This window comes from Nocardia sp. NPDC004568 (assembly GCF_040609955.1).
Classification (GTDB): Bacteria; Actinomycetota; Actinomycetes; order Mycobacteriales; family Mycobacteriaceae; genus Nocardia.
Window position 1 is genome coordinate 401 of record NZ_JBEXLL010000090.1, and the last position, 23,521, is coordinate 23,921.

The following is a 23,521-nucleotide window of genomic DNA, read 5'->3' on the forward strand; positions in this document are numbered from 1 at the left end:
CTTCCTGCCTTCGCGGGTGAGCTTCACTTCCTGCCTTCGCGGGTGAGCTTCACTTCCTGCCTTCGCGGGTGAGCTTCACTTCCTGCCTTCGCGGGTGAGCTTCACTTCCTGCCTTCGCGGGCGAGCCTCACTTCCCGCCTTCGCGGGCGAGCCTCACCTCCTGCCTTCGCGAGTAGGCCCACATGCTCGCCTTCGCGTATCGGCCCGCCTCGTCTTCCGTGAGCAGCCCGGCTCGCCCGTCCGCTCCGCCGTTCGTCGCCGCTGATTCCCTGACCTCGGCAGACCCGGCCGAGCCTCTTCCCGGACCGCTGATAATTCGCTGGACGCTCGTCGATACACTCGGCTGGCCCGGTGGAATCGCTTTCGTTCGGCGTTCAGGAGAGAACATGTCTGCCCCACGTCCACCACTGGCGGGATTGGCCGCCGCGGCCGGTGCCGATACCGCGTTGCGGACCGTTTCCGGGTTGCTCGGGCGATCGCCGGTGGAACTGGTGGCGCCGGCGGCGGCGCGGTCGTTCGTCGCGGCGACCATGGCCGCCGAGCGGCCCGTGGTGGTGGTGACCGCGACCGGCCGGGAGGCCGATGATCTGACACTGGAATTGGGCGAGATGCTCGGGGCCGCGGTCGCGCAGTTCCTGTCCTGGGAGACCCTGCCGCACGAGCGGTTGTCGCCGGGGGCCGATACGGTCGGGCGGCGGCTGGAGGTGTTGCGGCGGCTGGCGCATCCGGAGGACCCGGTGTTCCCGGAGCCGTTACGGGTCGTGGTGACCACGGTGCGGTCGCTGATGCAGCCGATGGCGAGTGGTCTGGGCGATATCGAGCCGATCGTGCTGCGGATCGGCGGGGAAGCCGATTTCGACGAATTGGTCGCGCGGCTGGTCGAATTCGCGTACACGCGCGTCGATATGGTCGGTAAGCGCGGCGAGTTCGCGGTGCGTGGCGGGATCCTGGATCTGTTCCCGCCGACCGCGGATCATCCGGTCCGGGTGGAGTTCTGGGGCGACGAGATCACCGAATTGCGGCCGTTCTCGGTGGCCGATCAGCGGTCGCTCGGGGAGACCTCGCTGGAGACCGTGGTCGCGCCGCCCTGCCGGGAGCTGCTGCTCACCGCGGCGGTGCGGGAACGTGCCGCGGAGGTGGCGGCGGCGAACCCGGCCGATGCCGCGCTGGTGGAGATGCTGGCGAAGCTGGCCGAGGGTATCCCGGTCGAGGGTATGGAGGCGCTGCTGCCGGTGCTGCAGCCCGGTGAGCTGCGGCTGCTCACCGAGCAGTTGCCCGATCGCACCCATCTGCTGGTGTGCGACCCGGAGAAGGTACGCACTCGGGCGGCCGACCTCATGCGGACCGGTGAGGAGTTCCTGGAGGCCTCCTGGACCGCGGCGTCCTTCGGCGGTGACGCGCCGCTGGGCGCCCACGGGCTGGATCTGGCGGCGTCGGCCTACCGCCCGCTCGGCGATATCCAGGCGAGCGCCGAGGCGCGGGAGCTGCCCTGGTGGACGTTGAGCCCGCTGGCGTCCGGGGATCCGTCGGAGGTGGAGTTGCCGGTGCAGTCCGGCCCCGCCGCCCGGGGGTCCGACGAATTGGTGGCGACCATTTTCGCGTCGCTGCGCGCGCATGTGACGACCGGCGGCCGCGCGGTGGTGGTACTGGCCGGGCACGGTACGGCCCAGCGCACACTGGAGCGCCTCGGGGAGGCGGAGGTGCCGGCCGCACGGCTGGAGGCCGGTGCGGAGCCGGCGCCCGGGGTGGTCGGGGTGCTGTGCGGGTCGTTGCACGACGGCGTGATCTTCGGGGACGCCGGCCTGGTGGTGGTCGCGGAGTCCGATCTCACCGGTAATCGGGTCACCGCCCCGGGCGACGGGAAGCGGCTGCCCGCCAAACGCCGCAACCAGGTGGATCCGCTGGCGTTGAACGCCGGGGACATGGTGGTGCACGACCAGCACGGGATCGGCCGGTTCGTGGAGATGATCGAGCGCACGGTCGGCGGGGCGCGGCGCGAATACCTGGTGATCGAATACGCGCCCGGGAAACGCGGCCAGCCCGGCGACCGGTTGTACGTGCCGATGGAATCGCTGGACCAACTGTCCCGGTATGTGGGCGGGGAAATGCCCAGCCTGTCCAAACTGGGTGGCGCCGACTGGGCGAACACCAAGCGCAAGGCGCGTAAGGCGGTCCGGGAGATCGCCGGTGAGCTGGTGCAGCTCTACGCCGCCCGGCAGGCCGCGCCCGGCCACGCCTTCGGCCCGGACACCCCGTGGCAGCGGGAGATGGAAGACGCGTTCGCGTTCACCGAGACCGTCGATCAGCTCACCGCCATCTCCGATGTCAAAGCGGATATGGAGAAGGCGGTGCCGATGGACCGGGTCGTCTGCGGCGACGTCGGCTACGGCAAGACCGAGATCGCGGTACGCGCGGCCTTCAAGGCCGTACAGGACGGGAAGCAGGTGGTGGTCCTGGTGCCGACCACCCTGCTGGCCCAGCAGCATCTGCAGACCTTCACCGAACGCATCGCCGGTTTCCCGGTGACCGTGAAGGGCCTGTCCCGGTTCACCGATCCCGCGGAATCGCGGGAAGTGCTCGCGGGGATGGCCGAGGGCGAGGTCGATATCGTGGTCGGCACCCACCGGCTGTTGCAGACCCGGGTGCGCTGGAAGAACCTCGGCCTGGTGATCGTGGACGAGGAGCAGCGTTTCGGGGTGGAGCACAAGGAGCACATCAAGGCGCTGCGCACCCATGTGGACGTGCTGACCATGTCCGCGACGCCGATTCCGCGCACGCTGGAGATGAGCCTGGCCGGTATCCGCGAGATGTCGACCATCCTGACTCCGCCGGAGGAACGCCATCCCGTGCTCACCTATGTCGGTGGCTACAACGACAAGCAGGTCACCGCCGCGATCCGCCGCGAGTTGCTGCGGGACGGCCAGGTGTTCTATGTGCACAACCGGGTGTCCTCGATCGACAAGGCCGCCAAACGGATCCGGGATCTGGTGCCCGAGGCCCGGGTGGTGGTGGCGCACGGGCAGATGAACGAGGACAATCTCGAACGCACCGTGCAGGGTTTCTGGCAGCGCGAATTCGACGTCCTCGTCTGCACCACCATCATCGAAACCGGTCTCGACATCTCCAATGCCAATACGCTGATCGTGGAACGCGCCGATACGCTCGGCCTTTCCCAGCTGCACCAGTTGCGCGGGCGGGTCGGGCGCAGCCGGGAACGCGGCTACGCCTACTTCCTCTACCCGGCGGAGAAGCCGCTCACCGAAACCGCCTACGACCGGCTCGCCACCATCGCGCAGAACTCCGATCTCGGCGCGGGTATGGCCGTGGCGATGAAGGACCTCGAAATCCGCGGCGCCGGTAACGTGCTGGGCGCCGAACAGTCCGGGCATGTGGCCGGCGTGGGGTTCGACCTCTATGTGCGACTCGTCGGCGAAGCGGTGGAGGCCTACCGCGCGGCCGCGGACGGGAAACCGATAACCACCGAGGAGACCAAGGAGGTCCGGATCGACCTCCCGGTGGACGCGCACATCCCGCCCGACTACATCGCCAGCGATCGGCTCCGGCTCGAGGCCTACCGCAAACTCGCCGCCGCCCACGACGATCCGGCGCTGGCCGCGGTCGTCGAGGAGCTCACCGACCGCTACGGCCCGCTGCCGGTCGAGGTCGGCCGGTTGGTCTCGGTGGCCGAACTGCGGCTGCTGGCCCGCGAGTACGGGGTCACCGAGATCGCGGTCACCGGCACCACGGTGAAGATTTCGCCGCTGTCGCTGCCCGATTCGAAACAGATGCGGCTCAAGCGGATCTACCCGAGCGCGAACTACCGCGCGGCCAGTTCGGTGGTACAGCTGCCGCTGCCGCGGGTGCAGGACAGCGTCGGCGCCGACCGGCTGCGCGATGTGGCACTGCTGCAGTATCTCGCCGATCTGCTGCTGGCCCTCGACGGTAAGGCCGCGGGCGCGGTCGATCTCACCGTCGCCACCGAGGTGAGTCCGGCGCGATGAGCGACACGCCCGCCGACCGGCCCGAACCGGGTGTACTCGAAACGGAAACCGCCACTGTCGCCGCCGGATTGACCGAAGCGGTCGAGGTGATGGACCGGTTGTGGCGGTTCGGCGGCTGGGAGGTCACCCAGACCCACGATTCGCTGCGGCCGTATCTGCTCGAGGAGACCTACGAACTGCTCGACGCCATCCAGCACGAGGACGCCGAGACGATCCGTGAGGAGCTGGGCGACCTGCTGCTCCAGGTGCTGTTCCATTCGCGGATAGCCGAGGCGGCAGGCGAGTTCACCATCGACGAGGTGGCCGCCGCATTGGTCGCCAAACTGGTGAACCGGAGTCCGCACCTGGCTGCCGGGCCCGACGAATACGGGTTCGGTACGGCGGTCACGGTCGAAGAGAAGGTCGCGGTCCAGGAAAAGGCTTGGGAGGAAAAGAAATCCGCGGAGAAGACCCGGCGTTCCTGCCTGGACGGTATCGCCATGGCGCAGCCGGCGCTGGCGCTGGCCGAGAAGGTCTGCTCCCGTAGCGCCCGCGCCGGTCTACCGGACGAATTGATCCCGGAAGATCTGCGCGTCGTCCATCTGGGCGGCACGGAGAGCGCCGAGGAACGTCTGCGCAAAGCCACCGTGGCCTTCGCCGCCGCGATTCGCCGGGCCGAGGACGACGCCGAGGTCGCCCGGGGCGCCCGCCGCCCGCTCTCCGCCGCCGACTGGCTCCGGTACTGGCCGAGCACCACCCGGTCCGCCTGACCGATCCGGGCCGCCGCCGGCGGCGGAGAGTCGTCAGACGTTGACGCCGTAATCGCGCGCGATACCCGCCAGGCCCGAGGCGTAGCCCTGGCCGATCGCGCGGAACTTCCATTCGCCCTGCCGGCGATAGAGTTCGCCGAACACCATGGCGGTTTCGGAGGACGCGTCCTCGGAGAGGTCGTAGCGGGCGAGTTCGGCGCCGGTGTTCAGATCGGTGACCCGGATGTAGGCGTTGCGGATCTGGCCGAAGGACTGACCGCGCTGGTCGGCATCGTGGATGGATACCGGGAAGAAGATATTGGTGATCGTCTCCGGGGTATTGGCCAGATCGACATTGATCACCTCGTCGTCACCGTCGCCCTCGCCGGTGAGATTGTCACCGGTGTGCTCGATGGTGCCCTCCGGCGACCTGAGGTTGTTGTAGAAGACGAAATGCTCATCGGAGAGGACCTTCAGATCCGGTCCGGTCGCCAGCGCGCTGGCATCCAGGTCGTAGTCGGCGCCCACGGTGGTACGCACATCCCAGCCGAGTCCGACGGCGATCCTGGTCAGATCGGGGGCCTGTTTGGACAGCGAGACATTGCCGCCCTTGGCCAGGTTGACGCTCATGTTCTCCTTCCTCGGCGCCGGGGCGCCCGATGATCACGGCACCGGGCGCCGGAACCATCGGGGCCGTCGCGCCCGACGACGACCGCGCCGGGCCACCCGAGGGGAAGCGCCCGGACGCGAGGGTGTTTCTACGCCGGAGTCGTCCGGCGATCGGATGTCGCGGCGCCGCACCGAGCGAAGCACCGAAGACACCCGAGGTGGTGGGCCGGGGTGTCCGGCTCAGATCTTCTCTTCGTTCTCCGCCCAGGACTTCAGCGTCGCGACCCGGTGTTCCAGGGCGCGCAGTTCGCTGTCGTCGAGCACCGTGCGCTGGATACCCTGCGCGACCGCGAAAGCCGACTGCCGGTGATCGTCGATCACATCCACGTCGAGGCGTACCGCCACATAGTCGTCCGCGCCGGGCATCTCCTCGGCGATGACCTTGGCCGCGCCCCGGGCGCACAGCGCCACATTCCCGCCGCCCAGGATGAGCAGCGCGACCTGCGGCCGCTCGCGTAACCGGGCCAGCGAGCCGCGATCGAATTTGAGGCTCAGCAGGATTCGCCGGTCGCCGGCGCGCACCGGCCACGACACCGGGATGGCGTGCGGTGCGGGATCGGTGGTGACCAGTACCGCGATGGTCTCCTGTGGCCATTCCGGCAGCGCTTCCAGCTCGGGATGGTCGGTTGCGGGATTCTCCGCGGAACTGATTCCGGCTGCCATATCGTCCCCTCCTGGATCGACGTGGTGCGGCGGGGGTGTGCCGTACCACGCACCAGTCTAGAGGTCGGCGTCGACACGCGCGGAGGAAGCACCGGCCCCCGACCTGCGCTGAAACACCTTAGTGCCGAGCGGAAACCGGGCGGCGCGGGCGAGGTGACCCTCAGAACGGGAGGTGGGGAAGGCCTTTCGCGAATCGCGGCGGCCGCGGTCCGGCTGTCGTCGGCGGCGCAGGGGTTTCCGGGATCGGTGAGTCAGGCGGGGGTGAGGGTCGTGGACTCCAGCGGGAGGGTCCGCACCCAGGCACGCCCCAAGGCCGCGGCCTTGATCTCGCCGGACGCGTCGTGGCGGGCGTGCTCGCCGAGCTGCACGCCGCCGAGTGCGGTGAGTGCCTCCGCGGCGATCTCCCCGCCCCGGTTGAAAGTGTGGTCGTAGACGGAATCGCCGAGTCCGAACACCGCGAATCGCAGCCCGGTCAGATCGGGGTGATGCGTGTCGAGGGCCTCGAAGAACGGTTCGGCCCCGGTGGGCAGATCGCCCTCACCGTAGGTGGAGCACACGACGATGTGGAAGATCTCCGGGTCGAGTCCGGTGATGTCGAACTCGCTCATATCGAAGACGGAGACCTCGTGTTCGGTCAGTTCCTCGGCGATTCCCTCGGCCACCGTCTCCGCTGTGCCCATCTCCGAACCGAACAGGACGACGATACGCACCGCGTACTCCTTCCACTCAACTTTGGGAAGGCAATCCTAACTTACTGTCTCCCGCTGACGGGGAGCGAGCACTGCGTCGTGCTCGTCGAGCAGGCTGAAGTATTTCCGCAACATGAGAGCGGCGGTGGTGGCCAGACCCGCGGTCAGTCCCCACCAGACCCCGGCCGCGCCCAGCCCGGCGGGGTAGGCCAGCAACAGCGCCGTGGGAAGTCCGACGATCCAATAGCCGACCACCGATAGCCGGAAACCCGCGTTGGTGGCCTGCAGGCCGCGCAGCAGTCCGGTGCCGATGTTCTGGGCCGCGTCGAAGAATTGCAGCACGATACCGATGAGCAGCAGTGAGCGGGCCAGCTCCACGGTCGTGGAGTCGGTGGGATCGAGGAACGGGCGCAACACCAGATCGGGGATGAACACATAGGCCAGGCCGGTGACCAACGTGACCGCTCCGGCGAACCGGAGCGCCAGCCGCGCCAGACCCCGGGCGTGCCCGGTCTCGTCCCGGGCGACACTGTGGCTCACCAGGATGGACGCGCCGTGCGAGATGCCGATGGCGATCTGGAAGACGATATAGATCACCTGGTACACCACATTGTGGGCGGCCAGTGCGGCGGGGCCCAGCGCCCCCATGACCAGTGCGAGTACCGAGAACATCCCGGCTTCCGAACCGTAGGTGAGGGCGATGGGTGTGCCCAGCCGCAGTTCGCCGCCTACGGTCGTCATCCGTACCGGCCACGGCCGGATCGGCAGGGTGGCGCCGAGTTCGGGATCGCGGCGCACCATGGTCCAGAAGACGGCGAACATGAGCAGGAAGACAAGCGAGGTCGCCACCCCGACACCGGTCGCCCCGAGCGCCGGCAATCCGGCCCAGCCGTGGATCAGTGCCAAGGCCAGCACGAGGTTGACCGCGATGGAACCGAGCGTGACGGCCAGCAGCGCCTGCGGCCGTTGCATCCCCACCGTGTACTGGCGCAGCACCTGGAACCACAGGCAGGGCAGCAGCCCGGGGGCGAGGGCGACCATCAGCGGCCGGGCCTCGGCCAGTACTCCCGCGTCCTGGCCGAGCCACTGCAGCGACCATCCCAGCCCGATGAGTACCGCGCCGCCGAGCAGGCCGGCGACGGTGGCGATCAGGAAACTCGACCGCACCACCTCACGCACCTCGGGGCCCGGATCGTCGCCGCGTTTGCCGGCGGCGCCTACCGCGGCGGCGATCTGGTTGCCGCTGCCGGTGATCAATCCGACGCACATGGTCCGGATCTGGTTGAACAGCACCAAGGCCAGCCCGCCCGCGGCGACCGCGCGCACACCGAGACTGCCCATCAGGGCGATATTGGTGGTGGATACGGCGACCTGTGCCAGTTGGGTGAGCGCGATGGGAGCGGCCAGGGCGGCCAGCGCGGCCGAGCCGGCCGGGTGCCGGCCGTCGGGACGAATTCGCGAGAGGGGTGTGCTGATCACCGGGCCCGCACCATAGTGTCCGATTCCTCCGTATGTTCGTGTTCGTCCGGTCGGTCGACCCGGACGGCGTGGGTATTCCCGGCCGCGACGTCGTTCAAAACGGCCGCCCCCACCGGATGATTGCCCCTGTTCGCGGGGGCATAGCGCGTCAGCATGGCGTGGACTTCGCGTTCGGTCTCGGTATCGAGTAGTTCGCGAGCGGCCATCCAGTCGTCGTCGAACACGGTGTCGAGATACTTCTCGCCGCCGTCGCAGACGAGGGTGACCACAGTGGACCCGGCCGGGAACTCCTCGAGCCGGGTCAGTGCCGCATGGACCGAACCGCCCGCCGAACCGCCGAGCATCAGGCCCAGACGCCGCGAGACCGCACGGCAGGTGGCGAACGCGGCCCGGTCGGTCACCTTGACGCCCTCGTCGAGCAGGTCGTAGTCCACGGCCGTACCGATGGTGGCGCCGGGCGGAGTGCCGGTGCCCGACTGCCAGTACGGCCCGCCCGGTCCACCGAATGCGATCGAACCGACCGGTTCCACGCCGATCACCCGCGGAACGCAGCCCAGCTCGCGCAGCCGGGTGGCGGTACCGAACAGGGAGCCACCGGTGCCCACCGCGGACAGCAGGATATCGACCCGCTCCACCTCGGCCAGTAATTCTTCGGCTACCGCGTAATAACCGACGGCATTGGCATCGTTGTTGTGCTGCTCGGTGAAGAACGCGCCGGATTCGCCGGCCGCCAGCGCGGCCGCGTGATCCTCACGCGCCGAGGTCGCCAAATCGTCGTCGCCCTCGTCGGCGACGAAAACCAGCTCCGCGCCCATTGCCCGCATCGCCCGTAATTTGTCCTTACTCGCATGATGGTCGACCACCGCGGTGAAACGATAGCCGCGTTCGGCGGCGACCACCGCGAGACCGAGCCCGGTATTTCCGGATGTGGATTCGATGATATGTCCGCCCTCGCGCAGCAAACCCCGACGCTCCGCGTCGAGAACCATTTCCCGCGCCATCCGGATCTTGGCGGCGCCGGTCGGATTGAACTGTTCGAGCTTGAGTAGTAATCGGGTGCCGGACCCGGTGGCGGCCAATTCGAAGAGCGGGGTGCGGCCGATGAGGTCTGTGACACGGGTGACGAGGGACATGGCGGATCTCCTGGGCGTCGATTACGGGTGATGCGAAGAGACCGGCGCTGACGGTCTCAGTGACGGGATTGATCGAGGGCCCAGCGATACCGGCCGCCCGGCGCTTCGGAGAGCACCACTTTCGGCGGGAGGGGCAGTTCGTGGAAGGGCGATTCGTTGGAATCCATCTGATATCCGGCGGTGTTCGGGTAGATCAGCAGGTCGCCGGCCCGGGCCGCGCGGGGCAGCGGAATCCGCCGCCAGCTCAGCATGTCCGATTCGAGGCAGGTCGCGGCGCCGACGACCGTGGCGGTCGGGGTGCCGGGGGTGTCCGGCCAGAGCACCGGGTCGGGTAGATATTCGCTGTCGAACCACTGTTCGGAAAGGCTCAGGCTCGTACCGTCGACGGTCAGGATCCGGTAGGGCTGCCCGTGTTCGTGGCGGGTCTTGCCGCCCTGTACCCGGAACACCGTGCTGCCCGCCCGGTCCAGCAGGGCACGGCCCGGCTCGACCGCCAAGGTCGTCCCCGTGCGCCGCAGGCGACCGGCGAGATCGTCGCTCCGGAGGATCGCGGCGAGCATGGCGGCGCCGGGTTCGGGGAAGGAATACGGGTAGTACGACTCGAACGCTTTTCCGGAATGGAACCAGCGGCGGGTCGCTTGTTCCCGGAACGCCGCCCAGTCCGCGGCGGACACGTAGTCGACACCGAACCCGCCACCGATGGACACGGTGGTGGCCGGATGGCCCAGCGCCCGTGCGGCGTGACACCGGTCGAGCAGATGCCCGGCCATTACGGCCCGGGGGGCCGGATCGTATCCGGAGAGATGGAAACTGAAACCCTGCAGGGTGATCGACGGATAGTCGGCCGACTCGGAAACCGTGTGATCCAGTTCCTCGGCCGACATACCGAACCGGCTGGCCGATGCCGGGGGCAGCGCCCGCAGCAGCACCCGGACCGGGATATCCAGTGCCGCCAGGCGTTTCAGCTCGCCGATACTGTCCACGGCGACCAGGCAGTCGTGCCGGGCGGCCAGCCAGTGCAGATCGTCGCTTTTGTCGGGACCGGTCACCAGGAGATCGGCGCCGCGGATGCCCTGTCCGAGTGCGGCGCTGAGTTCCCCCGTGCTGGATACATCGATACCCGCGCCGGCGGTGGCGCAGGCCCGCGCCACACAGGCCGCTTTGTTGGCCTTCTTGCCGTAGTACACCGTCCCGACGATCCCGGATTCGGTGAAAACCTGTTGGAAGCCACGGATATTGTCGACCACCCGGGCGGGATACATCAGATGGAAAGGACCCCCGATCGCGTAGGCGATATCACCCAGGAGCTGCGGATCGGCGAGGACGCGCTGTTCCCACCGATCGCGATGGGCGGGAACCGGTGCCGCCACGGTCCCCGCGTATCCGCCGGGCGGACCGGATTCGGCATCGGCGGGCGCATCGGCTCCGGTCAATCCCATAGCGAGACCTCCGTGCCGCGGCCCTCGGCGATGGCACGCTCGGCCAGGGCGTGCGCCACCGCGATATCGGTGAGCACCAGACCGCTGTTGTAGACGAAGATCTTGTCCTCCGCCCGCCGCCGGCCGACGGCGCGCCGGCTCAGGATCTGCGGCAGCTCCGCGTCCACCGGGCGCAGGTCGCCGTTGTCGTCGGCCATATCGGTGCCGGTCAGCGCCATCTGCTCGGCGCTGGTGGCGATCACCCGGTCGGCGTCGTGCAGCGTGGACGGGGCGAGTCCGTAACCCACCAGCACCACCACCGAACCCGGTGCGAGGTGCTCGGATTCGATGGCCACCTCGGTGCCCGGGCCGGCGGTCGCCAGCACCACATCCGCCGTCCGCGCCGCGGTGTACGGATCGTCGACGTTCTCCAGCAGCGCGTGCGGGGCGTACTCGGCGAGCTGCCGGTGCACCGCCTCGATTCCCTCGGGGTGGGTGCCGTACAGCATCAGTTTGCGCAACTGCGGGTTGGCGGCCAGCAGATGCGGTAGCGCGTTGCGGCCCTGGGTGCCGGTGCCGATGAGCAGCACCGTATCGGCGTCCCGGTGCACCGTCTCGCGCACCAACAGCGCCGACACCGCCGGGGTCCGCAGCGCACCCACCCGCGCGCAGTCCATCATGGCGATGGGCGCGCCCGTGGTGTCGTCGTACAGCGTGATCGTGGTGTAGTAGCGCTTGGTGGTGCGATCGTGGCCGGGATCGAACTTGTAGGACGTCTTCATGGCGACCACCCGGCGCCGCCCGTCGCGGCCCAGCATCGCGTAGGCGACCGACCAGCCGTCCGGGTTGGCCACGCTGAGCTTGCGTGGATTATCGGAATCCCCTGCGGCCAGGGCGATATAGGCCTCTTCCACCGCACGGACCACCTCGGCCGGGGCCACCGGCACATCGGCGAGATCGCCGCGGCTCAGGACACGCAAGGGGGTCGGCCGGTCACGTGTGCTCAACGGATCCTCGATCATCTACTGCACCGTTCCGCTCTGCCCGCGCCCGCTGCGCCGGGAGCGGCGCGAAGGGCGCGATGATTCGCTGACCGTATCCATTCTCCCCGGATTCGGCTGCGCGGCGCGGGCGTTCGGGTCGCCGGATGTTCACCCGCTTGAGCCAGCGGTCGGTGCCGTCGTAGCGCGCGGTGAACGGAACCCGGCCGTGAACAGCGACATCGTTGTCGACCAGGAGCAGCTCACCGGGTTCGAGGCAGGCGAGTGCGCATACCCGTTCGAGTTCTTCTTCCAGCCGCTGGTAAGCCGCGCGGTAGTGCGGGCCGGCGTCGGCGAGCGGAGTGTAGGCGGGGTCGAAACGCATCGTGAGGGCCTCGGGCCTGCCCTCGTGTCCGGGCTCGCACCAGAGTGTGGGCACCGGTACGGCGGTCTCGCGGTCGAAACCGGAGCCGTAGGAGACATCCGGCAGGATCGGCAGGGTGGGGGTGCGCAGCGCGTCCTGTTCCGCGGCGGTCAGCTCGACCCTGCGCACCGACGAGACGGTGGTGCCGACGCGGTCCGGATTGCGCAGGCAGCCCAGCAGCAGCAGATTCGCGCGCTGCGGATGGAAGGCGTCCTCGGTGTGCGGGCTGAGCAGGATGGCGCTGCTGGCTCCGGACTGCTCGAACTCGTGGCCCGCCGCCGGCACGATGTTGTTGACCAGGCGGCCGTCCTGCTGACCGGCCCAGCCGAACGGTTCGCCGGCCGCGGCGGCCAGTAGCAGCATGGCGATATCCAGTTCGAACGAGCGGCCGGGTCGCTCGGGTTCGGCGGCCCATGCGGTCGCGGTCTGCCAATCCGGTGGGGTAGGGCCGATTTCGTCGTCGTGCAGCGGCAGCCGGCGCAGCACACAGGCGCCGGCCGCGGTGGCGGGCGGGCGCATCGCGGTGCGGACTTCCGCGGGGAGTTCTCCGGCGCGGGCGGTGATCAGATCGATCAGAGCGGGGTCGGTGAGCGCGCGCCCGGCGGCGCCCGGCGCGGGACCCAGTGTGAACACGATCTCAGCGGCCAATTCACGCACCGCCCGTCCGGCGGTCTCGGGTAACTCACGGTGCTCGATATCGTCGATGCTAGGAGGGTGAAGCGTCTTACGTTCGGAGAGAACGCTTTTCACCAAAATTTCCCTTCTCGGAATCGTGGTTCGGAGTACCGGCGGTGACGAGTCGATGCGAAGTTAGTGCGTTCGCGGAGCCGCGGCAAGGGTAACCTAACTACGGCGTGTGATAGCTTTCGCGTATGGCGCGCTCGAAGTGCAGGTGGACGGGTGTGTGGGCGCCGATCGCGCACATCGCGATGAGACGCAGAACACGGTAAGGCTAGCCTGCCCTTGTGGCAAAATCGGCGCGCCGCGCCGGATGGCGAGAGTGTCCGCGCCACAACGAATTCGGCCGGTTCACCGGCCCGCGCCCAGGGTCAGAGGCTGTTCGCGAGCAGGGCGTACTGCGCCGCGGTCTTCTGCTCGATCTCGGTCTCGCTGTCGCTGGACACCACGCCCACATACCGCTTGTACGGGACGAAGCAGCGGAACCGGTACTGATGCTGCGGATCGCCCTTGTCGTTGAGTTGCAGGCATTTCGCGCCCGGAACACCGGCGGGGGCGGGATACGCGTCGTAGGCCGTGCCCGTCGATTCGACGAAACCGTCCACCAGGATCGGCGCACCCGCCGGATCGCGGACCCGGGCCACCGAACCGCCGTCGGCGTACGCGGTGGCCTCGAACCCGGACTGGTCGAGCAGCCGGGCGCGGGCGGGCTGGTCGTCGGCCGAGTTGATCAGATAGTTGCGGCCGTACACGGCGAATTTGTCGGGATCGGGAACCTGGCCGCTGCGGTCGGCGACCACCACCCGCGACAGCAGATCCTCCGGATCCACCCGCAGATCGTCGATATCGGCGAGGGGTGTGGGATGAAACCGGCCGAGCTGGGCCAGCTGCGCGGTGAGGGTTCTGTCCACCCAGGACACCAGATCCGAGCTGTCGGCTTTCGGCCGCTGCACGAACAGAGAGATCACGAACTCGTCGTGGGCCAGGAAGGCGCCGATATTGGCGATACCGGGCCGCCAGTGCACCAGCGCGTCGGGATGCTTCGCCGACTTCAGCCGCCGGTTGTCCGGCGAGACCCCGATATCGGCGTCCTCCAGTTCCCGGGCCGCTTCGGCCGCGGCCGAGGTATCGGGAAAGCGCAGGGCCACCACTGTGATCGCGGTGGCATCGGCTTCCGGCCGGGTCTGGCCCTCCGGATCGTCGCGATCCGCGCCGCTGGCCGCGTAGCCGACCACCATCCGGCGTTTCTTCAGCACCGGTTCGGACACATTGGCCAGGAAGTCGATCGCGGTCGCGGTATCGGGGAGCACCTTCGAACCGCGGCCGTACCTGAGCGACGGATCGACCTGATTGCTGGTGACAACCGCCTCCGACATGCGGATACCCTCCAGCATGCGCCCGTTGTCGCCCGCGTCGGCGGGGTAGCTGAACTTGTCGACCGGGAAATCGCCGACCGCGAGGGTGCGTACGTCGATCTCCTCCGGCACCGGTCTCCCGGCCAGGGACCCGCATCCGGACAATGCGGCCGCTACCAGAGCGACGACCGCGGTGACGGTGCTCGCGCGTGATATCCGAACCATGGGCCGGCCCCTCGTTCCGATCGAAACTGCGGTGTCGAAGTTACCCGACGCACAGCGATCTCGGGGAAGGGCGCCGTGACCTCGTGCCATACCCTGGACTGGTGGCAGGCCAACCGCAGCGCGACTTCGACGGAGGCTGATCCTCGTGCGGGATCAGCAGGTCGAGGTCGTCGCCGGAGCGCATGCGGCGGCTCGGGTGGCGGGTGCGGTGGTGCTGGTGGCCCATCGCGGTGCGGACCGGCCCACCGCCCACGCCCCGGCGGTGCGAGCCCTGGTGGAGCTGGCCGAGCTGGTACACGAGGCCGCGGCGCGGCGACCCGACGACCCGGGCGCGATGATCGCCCGGGAGGCGACCAGATGGCTCATGGCCCAGGCGGACCGCACCAGCCCGGGAACCGCTGTGGATTTCGGTATCCTCTCCGCCGCCGGCCCCGACCGGGTGGCGATATTCCTGCACGGCGCCGTGACCGCGGTCCTCGACGGCGCCGACATCGAATACTTCCACGGCCGCGACGCGGTCTTCACCGTCGACCGGGCGGTGGCGATACCGGCCCGCGCGGTCGCCCTGTTCGTCGACGACACCGGCGGCGACCCGGACGAGGATTTCCGGCCTGTACTGCCGGCCACCCGCGGTATCGGGCGGCTGATCGAGGGCATTGCCGAGGCCGGCGGGGTGATCGCCTGGACCGCACCCGGCGACGCCGCCGCGACGGCCGGTACCCGGGTATCGACCGGCAGCCGGGCGACACCCGGGCCGATCACGGAAACCACGCAGACCGCGGGCACGGTGCGGCCCGCGCGGGAAACGGAGGGGCCCGCCGCGGTGCCGGTGGACCCCGACGCGGTGGCCACCGCCGTATCGACGCCGCTGCTCGACACGGTCGAACTGTCCGAGCGGGGGAGTGCGCCCCGCGGTGGCCTCGGGGATCCGGGGCCCGCCGGCGACCCGCGGACCGAATCCCCGGCAACCGATCCGCACCGGGCGCAGACCGAGATCAGCGGGCGGCGGCCGCCGGGCGACGGTCCCGCGGCCGGCGCCGAGCCCGGGGAGACGGCGGACTCCCGGCAGCCGGAGCCGGACGCGCCGCACCGGGCACCCGCCCATTCCACCCCGCGCCGGCACCAGCCGTACGCGCTGCCCGGGCCGCCCGAGCGTGGGACACCCCCGCTGGACCCGGAACTGCGGCGCCGCACCGAGGCCACCGCGAAGGGGACCGCGCTCACCGTGAAGGTGATGGGGTTCAAATGCGCGCGCGCCCATCCCACCGATCCCCGGGCGGCGTTCTGCAGTGTCTGCGGTATGCCCGTCGACCAGACCCAACCGCTGATCGAAGTGGTGCGCCCCCCGCTGGGCATCCTGGTCCTCGACGACGGTGCGACCCATCTACTGGAAAGCGACTCCGTGCTGGGGCGTGATCCGGAGCATTCCGAACCCGCGCGCCGCGGGCTCACTCCACTACAGGTGATCGACAATTCCGGCGGGATGTCCCGGGCGCACGCGGAACTCCTGCTGGTGAACTGGGATGTGACGCTGGTCGACCGGGGATCCACCAACGGCACCCGCACCCGGGCCGCGGGCTTCCGGGACTGGGTCCGCGTTCCGCCGCATCAGCCCGTGGTGCTGGTGCCGGGTACCGAGATCCTGATCGGCCACCGGATGTTGCGGTACGAATCGGCCGCACCGCCGCCCTTCGGCCTGTGACACGGGCCCGCCCGCGGGCTATTCGTACCGGGCGCTGCAGGTTTCCTCGCCGCCGAGTACCCCGGCGCGGAAAGCGTCCACCCGGGAGAACCCGCTCGGCACCGTTTTGCCCTCGACATCGCTGGCGGCCAGACCGTCGGTCAGCAGGCCCGAGACCGCCTCGTCCAGATCCCCGGCGGCCAACGTGATATCGCCCTCGGCCCGGCCGGATTCCGCCAGCTTCCCGGTGGCCACCCCGGACAGGCAAGCCGCCCGCAAGCCCGTTTTCGCGCCCACCAGGTCCTGGTCCCGGCTCTGTTGTATCGACAAGGTGTAGCGCGAGATGAACACCACATAGCCGTTGTAGTCGCCGGTGACCTTCACCGGCAGCGGGACTTCCGAATCATCGGTGGCCGCCCCACGTTCGGCGAGTCCGCCGATATTGGTCGCGATCGTATTACTGGCGGGGCAATAGGTGACCGGCTCGGTGGCAACACCGTCGCTGCAGTCGATGTCGGCGCCGTCGTACCGGTAGGTGGGCTCGTCCGGAGTCGGCAGGATCACCGACAGCGCCTTGCTCAGTTCGACCAGGCTCTGCTCGGTGATCTCGAACTCCCCGGACGCGCCCTCGAAACTCTGGGGCAGATCGCCCCGGCGCTGATCGATCTCGTCCATATCGATCCCTTTGCACCCCTTGGCGCCGTCGGTGAAACCGATCTGCACCGCCGAAACCCGTTCGAAGGCCGAACCGTGCACGCTCTCGGGATCGTCGGGGTCCGAATCGCGGATCGCCACCGTGGCCGCGAGGACCGAGTTCAGGCCGTCGGAGGTATTGATGGTGAAGTAGTCGGACCGGCCCTCGGCCACCCAGCGCATGTACGCCCCGGCGAAACAGTCGGCCTGCTGTTCCTTGACGATCACCGGATCGTCGCGGTCGACGATGTTCGCGTTGTTCTGGATGGCGTGCCCGTACTCGTGGGCGATCACCATCACCACCGACATCTGCCCGAACGTCTCGGTCATGGTCGGCAGCAGCAGCGCCCGGTCCCAGCCGATGGAGTTGTCCAGCCGGCAGTAGGCGGCGTTCACCATCCGATAGGTCGACTCGGTGCAGAATTCCACCGACTCGCGCCGCGAGTCCCGGGCACTCCAGGAGATCAATTTGTCGACCGGTTCGAACTCGCCCTCGAATTCGGCGTCGTAGTGCTGCTCCCAATAGGCCTGCACATCGGTGACCGCGTTGAGCGCCAGGGTATCGATCTCACCGCCGTCGCCGTGCTCGGCGACCAGGTCCGAGGTCGGCGGGTTCTCCCGGGGGCCGCTGGGGCCGCTGGTGGTCGGCAGCCCGGCGACCTGGAACGGATTATCGTAGATCGACACCGCCCGGCCGTCCACGGAACGGGTGCACCCGGTGACCAGCAACAGTGCGCACAGTGCCGAGACGACGACAGCGGCGGTCGTGAGTTTCGGCATGGATCCTCCCCCATTTCGGCCGGTGCGGGTGCTGCTCGTTGCCTCCGGAGCGGGGAGATCGCCCCCGCTCGGGGGCACCTCCGATGCCCGGGTAATGGAATAGTATCCGCTGCATGTCTGCACCGGGGGTGCGCACCATCACGGTGCGCCATGATGGAACTGAACGAGTCTTCGATTCGAATCAGCAGATCACTCTGGGCCGTGCGCCCGAGGTGACGCTGTTCGTCGACAGTCCGCTGGTATCACGGGTCCACGCGATCCTGGCCTGGCAGTCGGGGGCCTGGGTGCTCACCGACAACGGAAGTACCAACGGGGTGTTCGTCGACGCGCGCCGGCTCGGCGGACCCGTCCCGATCGACCGGCCGACCCAGGTCCGGCTCGGGGACGCGATCAGCGGCCCGCTGCTGTGGCTCGTTCCCGCCGGAGTACCCCAGCAACAGCAGCCGGCGCGGCCGCCGTCCCAGGCGCGTCCCGCCCAGCCGCCGCAGCGGCCCGCGCCGCCGCCACGGGCACAGTCCGGTGCGCATCCGCAGGCGGGGCAGCGCGGACCGACACCCAGCCAGCCGCTGCCCGCGCAACGTCCGGCGCCGCAGCAGTGGCCCCCGCACGGTGGGCAACCACCCCGGCCACCGCAGATCGCCACCCCGGCCCAGCCGCCCGTCGTCCCGCCGCAGCCCGCCAATGTGAACATGACCGCCAAGGCGAGCGTGGCGGCCGTCCCGCCGGTGCGCCACCGCAATACCGAGGGGCCGATCGCCCGCGCCGACCGGATCCCGCCGGGGGGTCTGGCGATCGGGCGGACCTCGGACAATCAGATCGTCGTCGACGATCCGCTGGCCTCACGAAAACACGCGCGCCTGGTCGCCGGGGCCGAAGGCCTCGCCATCGAGGACCTCGGTTCGGCCAACGGAACATTCGTCAACGGTGTCCGGCAGCAGCGCACGGTGCTGCGCGAACGCGACATCATCACCATCGGCAATATCGACTTCGAGGTCCAGCAGGGCACGCTGGTGCACCGGCAGCGCCCGGTCGCCGAACAGGGTCTGGCCGTACACGGGGTGGGGTTCACCGTCGAGGGCAACAAACAGCTGCTCGTCGATGTGAACATGCAGGCCGCCCGCGGCACGCTGACCGCGCTGATCGGTCCCTCCGGGGCGGGTAAGTCGACGCTGTCGCGGTTGATCGCGGGTAGTACCCACCCCTCCGGCGGGGCCGTGACCTTCGAGGGTCGTGACCTGCACGCGGAATACGAGGCGCTGCGCTCCCGTATCGGCATGGTGCCCCAGGACGATGTGCTGCACCGGCAGCTCACCGTCCGGCAGGCCCTGGGCTTCGCCGCGGAACTGCGACTGCCGCCCGACTCGTCCAGAGCCGATCGCCGGGGGGTGATCGACGGTGTCCTGCGCGAACTCTCGCTCACCGAACACGCAGACACCCGGGTCGATCGGCTCTCCGGTGGTCAGCGTAAACGGGCTTCGGTGGCATTGGAGCTGCTCACCGGGCCCTCCCTGCTGATCCTGGACGAACCGACCTCCGGTCTGGATCCGGCACTGGACCGCCAGGTCATGATGATGCTGCGCGAACTGGCCGACGCCGGGCGCGTGGTGATCGTGGTCACCCACTCCGTGGCCTGCCTGGACATGTGCGACCAGGTGGTCCTGCTGGCGCCGGGCGGTAAGACCGCCTACACCGGAAATCCGGCCGGTGTCGAAGCCGCGCTCGGGACCAGCGATTGGGCCAAGATCTTCGCCGATGTGGCGGCCAACCCGGATGCCGCGTTCGCGCACTACCGATCCCGGCAGGCGGCGCTGCCACCGCCGCCTCCGCCCGCGGCACGGCAGGGCGGCGGCGGTTCGCCGCCGCAGTCCGGTGCCTGGAAACAGTTCTCGACGCTGGCGCGGCGGCAGTTGCGGCTGATCCTGGCCGACCGCGGCTATCTCGCCTTCCTGGTGCTGCTGCCGTTCGTGCTCGGCGGATTGTCGCTGGTGGTGCCGGGGCAGTACGGGTTCTCCCCGCCGCCGCTGACCCAGACCGACGACGGAAGCTTCATCCGCGTCGGGAGTTCCGAACCGCAGCAGTTGCTGGTGGTGCTCATTCTCGGGGCCTGTTTCATGGGGTCCACGCTCACCGTGCGCGATCTGGTCGGGGAGCGGACCATTTTCCAGCGCGAGCGCGCGGTCGGACTGCGGTCGGGGGCGTATCTGACTGCGAAGATCGTGGTCTTCAGTGTGGCCGCGCTGTTGCAGTCGGGCGTGATGATCGGGTTCGTGCTGCTGGGTAAGAAACGGCCGGAAGAAGGTTCGGCACTGGCCATCGGTGGCGCCGAACTCTATCTGGATATCGCCGTCACCGCGATCGCGTGTGTGGTGTTCGGGCTGCTGCTGTCGAGTCTGGCGAAATCGAGCGAACAGGTGATGCCGCTGCTGGTGGTGGCGATCATGGGCCTGCTGGTGATGGCCGGTGGTCTGATACCGGTGACCGACCGGGTGGTGCTGGAACAGATCTCGTGGCTGTTCCCCTCGCGCTGGGGCTACGCCGCGGCGGCCTCGACGGTGGATATTCGCTCGCTGTTCGTCCAATCGCAACAGGACGCCTTCTGGGAACATACGCGAAGCGCATGGTTCCTGGATATCGGCCTGGTGGTGGCCATCACAGTGGTGCTCGCGCTGCTCACCTGGACCCGGCTGCGGCTGAAGAAGTCCGCGAGATGAGACAGGTGAACGGGCCGATCCGCCGCCTCCACCGCTGGTGGGTGGGGGCGGCGAGCGCGTCGACCACACACCAGGCACACTGATGCCTGTGATGGTGCGAGTTGGGGCGGTACATCTCGGGTGGGATGTGGTGTCCGTGGCCGCGGGCGGATCCGGCGTGCCCATCCGCCCCGTGCAGGTCGAGGGAAGCTACAACCCCCCCGCCTATCTGCTGGCCGACGCCTCCGGCCGGCTCTACACCGCCGGCGCGGACCGGCAGCGGCCCGACCTGGGGATGGCGATCCCCGATGTCCGCGACATCCTCGGACATCCGCAGATCGTCATAGCCGGGGCCACCTGGCCCGCCGAATTGGTGTTCCGGGCCCGCCTCTACAACCCGCTGGCCGCGGTGGGGACCTATCTGCGGGGCAAACCCGATGTGGTCGCGCTGCCGTATCCCGACGACTGGCCCGATGCGAAGATCGACGCCTACGCCCAGCTCGTCGAGCAACTCGACGTCGAGGTCGAGCCGATCCCGGAATCGATCGCGCTGTCGGGCTACGTCCGCGCCCTCGGCCTGGTCCGGCCGCCCGATCCGGCCCTGCCCGGAGGAATGGGGGCCACCGCGGTCCATTTCGACGGGCAGGTGGTGGACGGCCGGGCGAATGTGCTGGTCGTCGCCGTGCACGGGGACGAGGAGCGGCCCACCGAATCCGTGTACGTGCCGATCGACCCCGAATCGACACGTGATCCCCGCGTCGCCGACGACACCGTGATCGAAGTGATGGCCGCGGCCCGCTCCATCGGCGCCGACAATTCGACGGTCCTGCTGGCCGGGCAGGTGGTGTTCAACGAGACCCTGCGGTTCGCCTTCCGCAACCATCTGGGGCAGCGCCTGAAGAAGGCCGAACATCCCATGCACGCGCTCGTCCTCGGGGCCACACACCTGCTGATCAGCGAGAACGATGATGCCGAGGCGCAGTCGGCGCCCTACCCGCAGCCCGGGCCGGGTACGGTGCCGTCGCCGGAGCAGGCCGCCGACTACGCGGTCCCCGGTCGGCCCCCGGCCGGAGCCGTCCCGAACGGGCCGGTTCCGGGACAGTCCCCGCCGGTCGGGGCGTACCAGCCCGCGCCGGGTCCGCACCCGCCGGCCCCGGGACCGAACCCGCAGGCGCCCGGCCCACCGGCCCGACCCGATCCGAATCCGCCGCGTCCCGGGCCGGAGCCCGGGCCCGGCGGCCCGATGACCGGCGGTCCGGCGGCACCGCAGCCGGGACGCCCCGGCCCCTCGCCGTACGGTCCGCCGGCGCAGCCCGACCAGAACGCCACGGTGAAGGTCGACCGCGGGGAACTGCCACCGCCGATCTCGGGACCGGCCAGCCGGTTCACCCGGCCACCGGATCCGGAGACCGGCGCCCAGTCCGCGGTACCCCAGCAGCACGGCCGGCCCGGACCCGCCGGTGATCCGCGGCCCGGTCAGGCCCCGGACGGCGACCGGGGCAAGGGCAAGCTCTGGAACAAGATGAAGGACAATCTGTTCGGCGCGCACACCGTCATCGGCGTGGCCGCGCTCGCCGCCACGGCGTGGGGCACGGCCGGGACAGGCACGGCCCAGGCCCACCCCGGAACCGAACCGGTCGTCAATGCCGCAGCGTTACCCGGGGCCGCGGTGGCGACCGCGACGGCCGGATGTGTGCCGATGCCGCGGATCACCGTCGAACCCCACGGCCGGTCCGGTACCGGTGCCGAGGAGGCGGACGACGCCGAGGGTCACCCCCTCTATGCCCGTGTTCCCACAGCCCCCGCACCCGGGGATTCCGTAGGCCAGGCGGCACCGGAACCCGGAGCGCCCCGGGAAGGAGATCCGGCCGACTGCGCGGAGCCCGGTATCGATACGCTGCGCTATCTGGTGCCCGGTCTGCCGGGTATCGCCGATCCGGGCCCGCCGATCGATATCTGAGCAGCGTCCGGGCGGTTTCCGGTGGCGATACCCGGCTGGTATCGTGACCGGCTGGTGTGTGGAACGCCGAGGCCCGGGTCTCAACCGGCCGCCGGGAACCCCTCGACCGCACACTGGGCCGGCAGCATCGACGACAGACAGGGAAGCACTGTGCCTACGTACAGCCCGAAGGCGGGTGACGTCACCCGGCAGTGGTACGTCATCGACGCCACTGACGTAGTGCTCGGCCGTCTTGCCGTGCAGGCAGCGAATCTGCTGCGCGGTAAGCACAAGCCGACCTACGCACCCCATATGGATGGTGGCGATTTCGTCATCATCATCAACGCCGACAAGGTCGCCATCAGCGGCAACAAGCGGCAGAACAAGCTCATCCACCACCACTCCGGGCATCCCGGTGGCCTGAAGTCCCGCACTGTCGGCCAGGTGCTGGAGACGCGTCCCGACCGCCTGGTGGAGAAGGCCGTCAAGGGCATGATCCCCAAGAACAAACTCGGCAACGCGATCGCCGGCAAGCTGAAGGTGTACGCGGGCCCGACCCATCCGCACGCCGCTCAGCAGCCCGTTCCGTTCGAGATCAAGCAGGTGGCCCAGTGACCGCTCCCGAGGAATACACCGAATACGAGGAAGCGGTCGTCGAAGACGCCGCCGGCGAGGTGCTGGACGAGGGCGTGGTCTACGACGACGACGCCGAATTCGTCGAGTACGCGGCGCCGCTGGACCGTCCGGTGCAGACCGTCGGCCGTCGTAAAGAGGCCGTCGTCCGCGTGCGCCTGGTGCCGGGTACCGGCAACTTCGTGCTCAACGGCCGCTCGATCGAGGACTACTTCCCGAACAAGGTCCACCAGCAGCTGGTGAAGTCGCCGCTGGTCACCGTCGAGCGCCTCGAGTCCTTCGATGTGTACGCCCGCCTGCACGGCGGCGGCCCCTCGGGCCAGGCCGGCGCGCTGCGCCTGGCCATCGCCCGCGCGCTGACCGTCGTCAACGCGGACGATCGTCCCGCGCTCAAGCGTGCCGGGTTCCTCACCCGTGACCCGCGTGCCACCGAGCGCAAGAAGTACGGCCTCAAGAAGGCCCGTAAAGCGCCGCAGTACTCGAAGCGCTGATATCGCCGATGCCGGCCGTCCACCCGTCACGTGCGGGTGGACGGGCCGGTGTCGGTCCCGAGAGCAGGCGGCCGGGCGGGGGGCGGGGGCCGGGGCGGGGGGGATTTGAACCGCGGGGTGAGGGGGGCGGCCGGGCCCAGGGCCGGTTGGGGCGGGCGCGGGGCGCGCGGTG

The 23,521-nt window shown here is 69.3% G+C and carries 17 protein-coding genes; 7 read left to right on the plus strand and 10 right to left on the minus strand.

Going from position 1 to position 23,521, the window contains the following annotated elements:
* Nucleotides 1–386 precede the first annotated feature (386 nt).
* Nucleotides 387–4,001 (plus strand): transcription-repair coupling factor, encoded by a 3,615-nt coding sequence (gene mfd / locus ABZV91_RS28485; protein WP_355248139.1) that lies wholly within the window; start codon nt 387–389, stop codon nt 3,999–4,001.
* Nucleotides 3,998–4,750 (plus strand): MazG family protein, encoded by a 753-nt coding sequence (locus ABZV91_RS28490; protein ID WP_355248142.1) that lies wholly within the window; start codon nt 3,998–4,000, stop codon nt 4,748–4,750. Before mfd ends, ABZV91_RS28490 begins: the two co-directional genes overlap by 4 nt.
* 33 nt (nt 4,751–4,783) lie before the next feature.
* On the opposite strand, the gene ABZV91_RS28495 is transcribed toward ABZV91_RS28490, so the two are convergent.
* From ABZV91_RS28495 to ABZV91_RS28535, 9 genes are all read right to left on the minus strand, one after another.
* Nucleotides 4,784–5,359: a TerD family protein gene (locus tag ABZV91_RS28495; RefSeq protein ID WP_039826663.1), complete on the minus strand. Its 576-nt coding sequence runs from the start codon at nt 5,357–5,359 to the stop codon at nt 4,784–4,786.
* Nucleotides 5,360–5,578: 219 nt separating this feature from the next.
* Nucleotides 5,579–6,061, minus strand: a complete 483-nt coding sequence (locus tag ABZV91_RS28500) for a pyridoxamine 5'-phosphate oxidase family protein (protein ID WP_355248146.1) — start codon at nt 6,059–6,061, stop codon at nt 5,579–5,581.
* Nucleotides 6,062–6,312: 251 nt separating this feature from the next.
* Nucleotides 6,313–6,771, minus strand: a complete 459-nt coding sequence (locus ABZV91_RS28505; RefSeq protein WP_355248149.1) for a flavodoxin domain-containing protein — start codon at nt 6,769–6,771, stop codon at nt 6,313–6,315.
* A 36-nt stretch (nt 6,772–6,807) separates the two neighbouring features.
* Nucleotides 6,808–8,205, minus strand: a complete 1,398-nt coding sequence (locus ABZV91_RS28510) for an MATE family efflux transporter (protein WP_355248181.1) — start codon at nt 8,203–8,205, stop codon at nt 6,808–6,810.
* A gap of 20 nt (nt 8,206–8,225) precedes the next feature.
* Nucleotides 8,226–9,362, minus strand: a complete 1,137-nt coding sequence (locus ABZV91_RS28515; protein ID WP_355248152.1) for a cysteine synthase family protein — start codon at nt 9,360–9,362, stop codon at nt 8,226–8,228.
* A gap of 56 nt (nt 9,363–9,418) precedes the next feature.
* Nucleotides 9,419–10,801, minus strand: a complete 1,383-nt coding sequence (locus ABZV91_RS28520; protein ID WP_355248155.1) for an alanine racemase — start codon at nt 10,799–10,801, stop codon at nt 9,419–9,421.
* Nucleotides 10,792–11,802 carry an ornithine cyclodeaminase family protein gene (locus ABZV91_RS28525; RefSeq protein WP_355248158.1) on the minus strand — a complete coding sequence of 337 codons (1,011 nt, stop codon included), beginning with the start codon at nt 11,800–11,802 and terminating at the stop codon, nt 10,792–10,794. The genes ABZV91_RS28520 and ABZV91_RS28525 overlap by 10 nt, the downstream gene beginning before the upstream one ends.
* A complete protein-coding gene (locus ABZV91_RS28530) occupies nt 11,774–12,934 on the minus strand; it encodes a TauD/TfdA family dioxygenase (RefSeq protein ID WP_355248161.1) in 1,161 nt (386 codons plus the stop codon). The genes ABZV91_RS28525 and ABZV91_RS28530 overlap by 29 nt, the downstream gene beginning before the upstream one ends.
* Before the next feature lie 299 nt (nt 12,935–13,233).
* A complete protein-coding gene (locus ABZV91_RS28535) occupies nt 13,234–14,442 on the minus strand; it encodes a hypothetical protein (RefSeq protein WP_355248164.1) in 1,209 nt (402 codons plus the stop codon).
* Nucleotides 14,443–14,587: 145 nt separating this feature from the next.
* Here ABZV91_RS28535 and ABZV91_RS28540 point away from each other — a divergent pair, with 145 nt between their 5' ends.
* Complete coding sequence (locus tag ABZV91_RS28540; RefSeq protein ID WP_355248167.1) at nt 14,588–16,144, plus strand: FHA domain-containing protein; 1,557 nt, start codon at nt 14,588–14,590, stop codon at nt 16,142–16,144.
* Between the two features lie 18 nt (nt 16,145–16,162).
* Here the strand turns inward: ABZV91_RS28540 and ABZV91_RS28545 are convergent, their stop codons facing one another.
* Nucleotides 16,163–17,596, minus strand: a complete 1,434-nt coding sequence (locus ABZV91_RS28545) for a metallopeptidase (protein ID WP_355248170.1) — start codon at nt 17,594–17,596, stop codon at nt 16,163–16,165.
* Nucleotides 17,597–17,709: 113 nt separating this feature from the next.
* On the opposite strand from ABZV91_RS28545, the gene ABZV91_RS28550 reads away from it, so the two are divergent.
* The 4 genes from ABZV91_RS28550 (at nt 17,710) to rpsI (ending at nt 23,349) form a co-directional block, all read left to right on the plus strand.
* Complete coding sequence (locus ABZV91_RS28550) at nt 17,710–20,307, plus strand: FHA domain-containing protein (protein WP_355248172.1); 2,598 nt, start codon at nt 17,710–17,712, stop codon at nt 20,305–20,307.
* Between the two features lie 88 nt (nt 20,308–20,395).
* A complete protein-coding gene (locus ABZV91_RS28555) occupies nt 20,396–22,246 on the plus strand; it encodes a hypothetical protein (RefSeq protein WP_355248175.1) in 1,851 nt (616 codons plus the stop codon).
* 150 nt (nt 22,247–22,396) lie between these two features.
* Nucleotides 22,397–22,840, plus strand: a complete 444-nt coding sequence (gene rplM / locus ABZV91_RS28560; RefSeq protein ID WP_355248178.1) for a 50S ribosomal protein L13 — start codon at nt 22,397–22,399, stop codon at nt 22,838–22,840.
* A gap of 62 nt (nt 22,841–22,902) precedes the next feature.
* On the plus strand, nt 22,903–23,349 hold the full coding sequence (gene rpsI, locus ABZV91_RS28565; RefSeq protein ID WP_355248184.1) for a 30S ribosomal protein S9: 447 nt from the start codon (nt 22,903–22,905) through the stop codon (nt 23,347–23,349).
* Nucleotides 23,350–23,521 lie beyond the last annotated feature (172 nt).

What these genes read in the sequence shown, in the direction of transcription:
- ABZV91_RS28515 (WP_355248152.1), bottom strand. Translation starts at nt 9,362, where the DNA reads ATGTCCCTCGTCACCCGTGTCACAGACCTCATCGGCCGCACCCCGCTC.
- ABZV91_RS28525 (WP_355248158.1), bottom strand. Translation starts at nt 11,802, where the DNA reads ATGATCGAGGATCCGTTGAGCACACGTGACCGGCCGACCCCCTTGCGT.
- ABZV91_RS28520 (WP_355248155.1), bottom strand. Translation starts at nt 10,801, where the DNA reads ATGGGATTGACCGGAGCCGATGCGCCCGCCGATGCCGAATCCGGTCCG.
- ABZV91_RS28550 (WP_355248172.1), top strand. Translation starts at nt 17,710, where the DNA reads ATGTCTGCACCGGGGGTGCGCACCATCACGGTGCGCCATGATGGAACT.
- ABZV91_RS28500 (WP_355248146.1), bottom strand. Translation starts at nt 6,061, where the DNA reads ATGGCAGCCGGAATCAGTTCCGCGGAGAATCCCGCAACCGACCATCCC.
- ABZV91_RS28545 (WP_355248170.1), bottom strand. Translation starts at nt 17,596, where the DNA reads ATGCCGAAACTCACGACCGCCGCTGTCGTCGTCTCGGCACTGTGCGCA.
- mfd (WP_355248139.1), top strand. Translation starts at nt 387, where the DNA reads ATGTCTGCCCCACGTCCACCACTGGCGGGATTGGCCGCCGCGGCCGGT.
- ABZV91_RS28495 (WP_039826663.1), bottom strand. Translation starts at nt 5,359, where the DNA reads ATGAGCGTCAACCTGGCCAAGGGCGGCAATGTCTCGCTGTCCAAACAG.
- ABZV91_RS28490 (WP_355248142.1), top strand. Translation starts at nt 3,998, where the DNA reads ATGAGCGACACGCCCGCCGACCGGCCCGAACCGGGTGTACTCGAAACG.
- ABZV91_RS28535 (WP_355248164.1), bottom strand. Translation starts at nt 14,442, where the DNA reads ATGGTTCGGATATCACGCGCGAGCACCGTCACCGCGGTCGTCGCTCTG.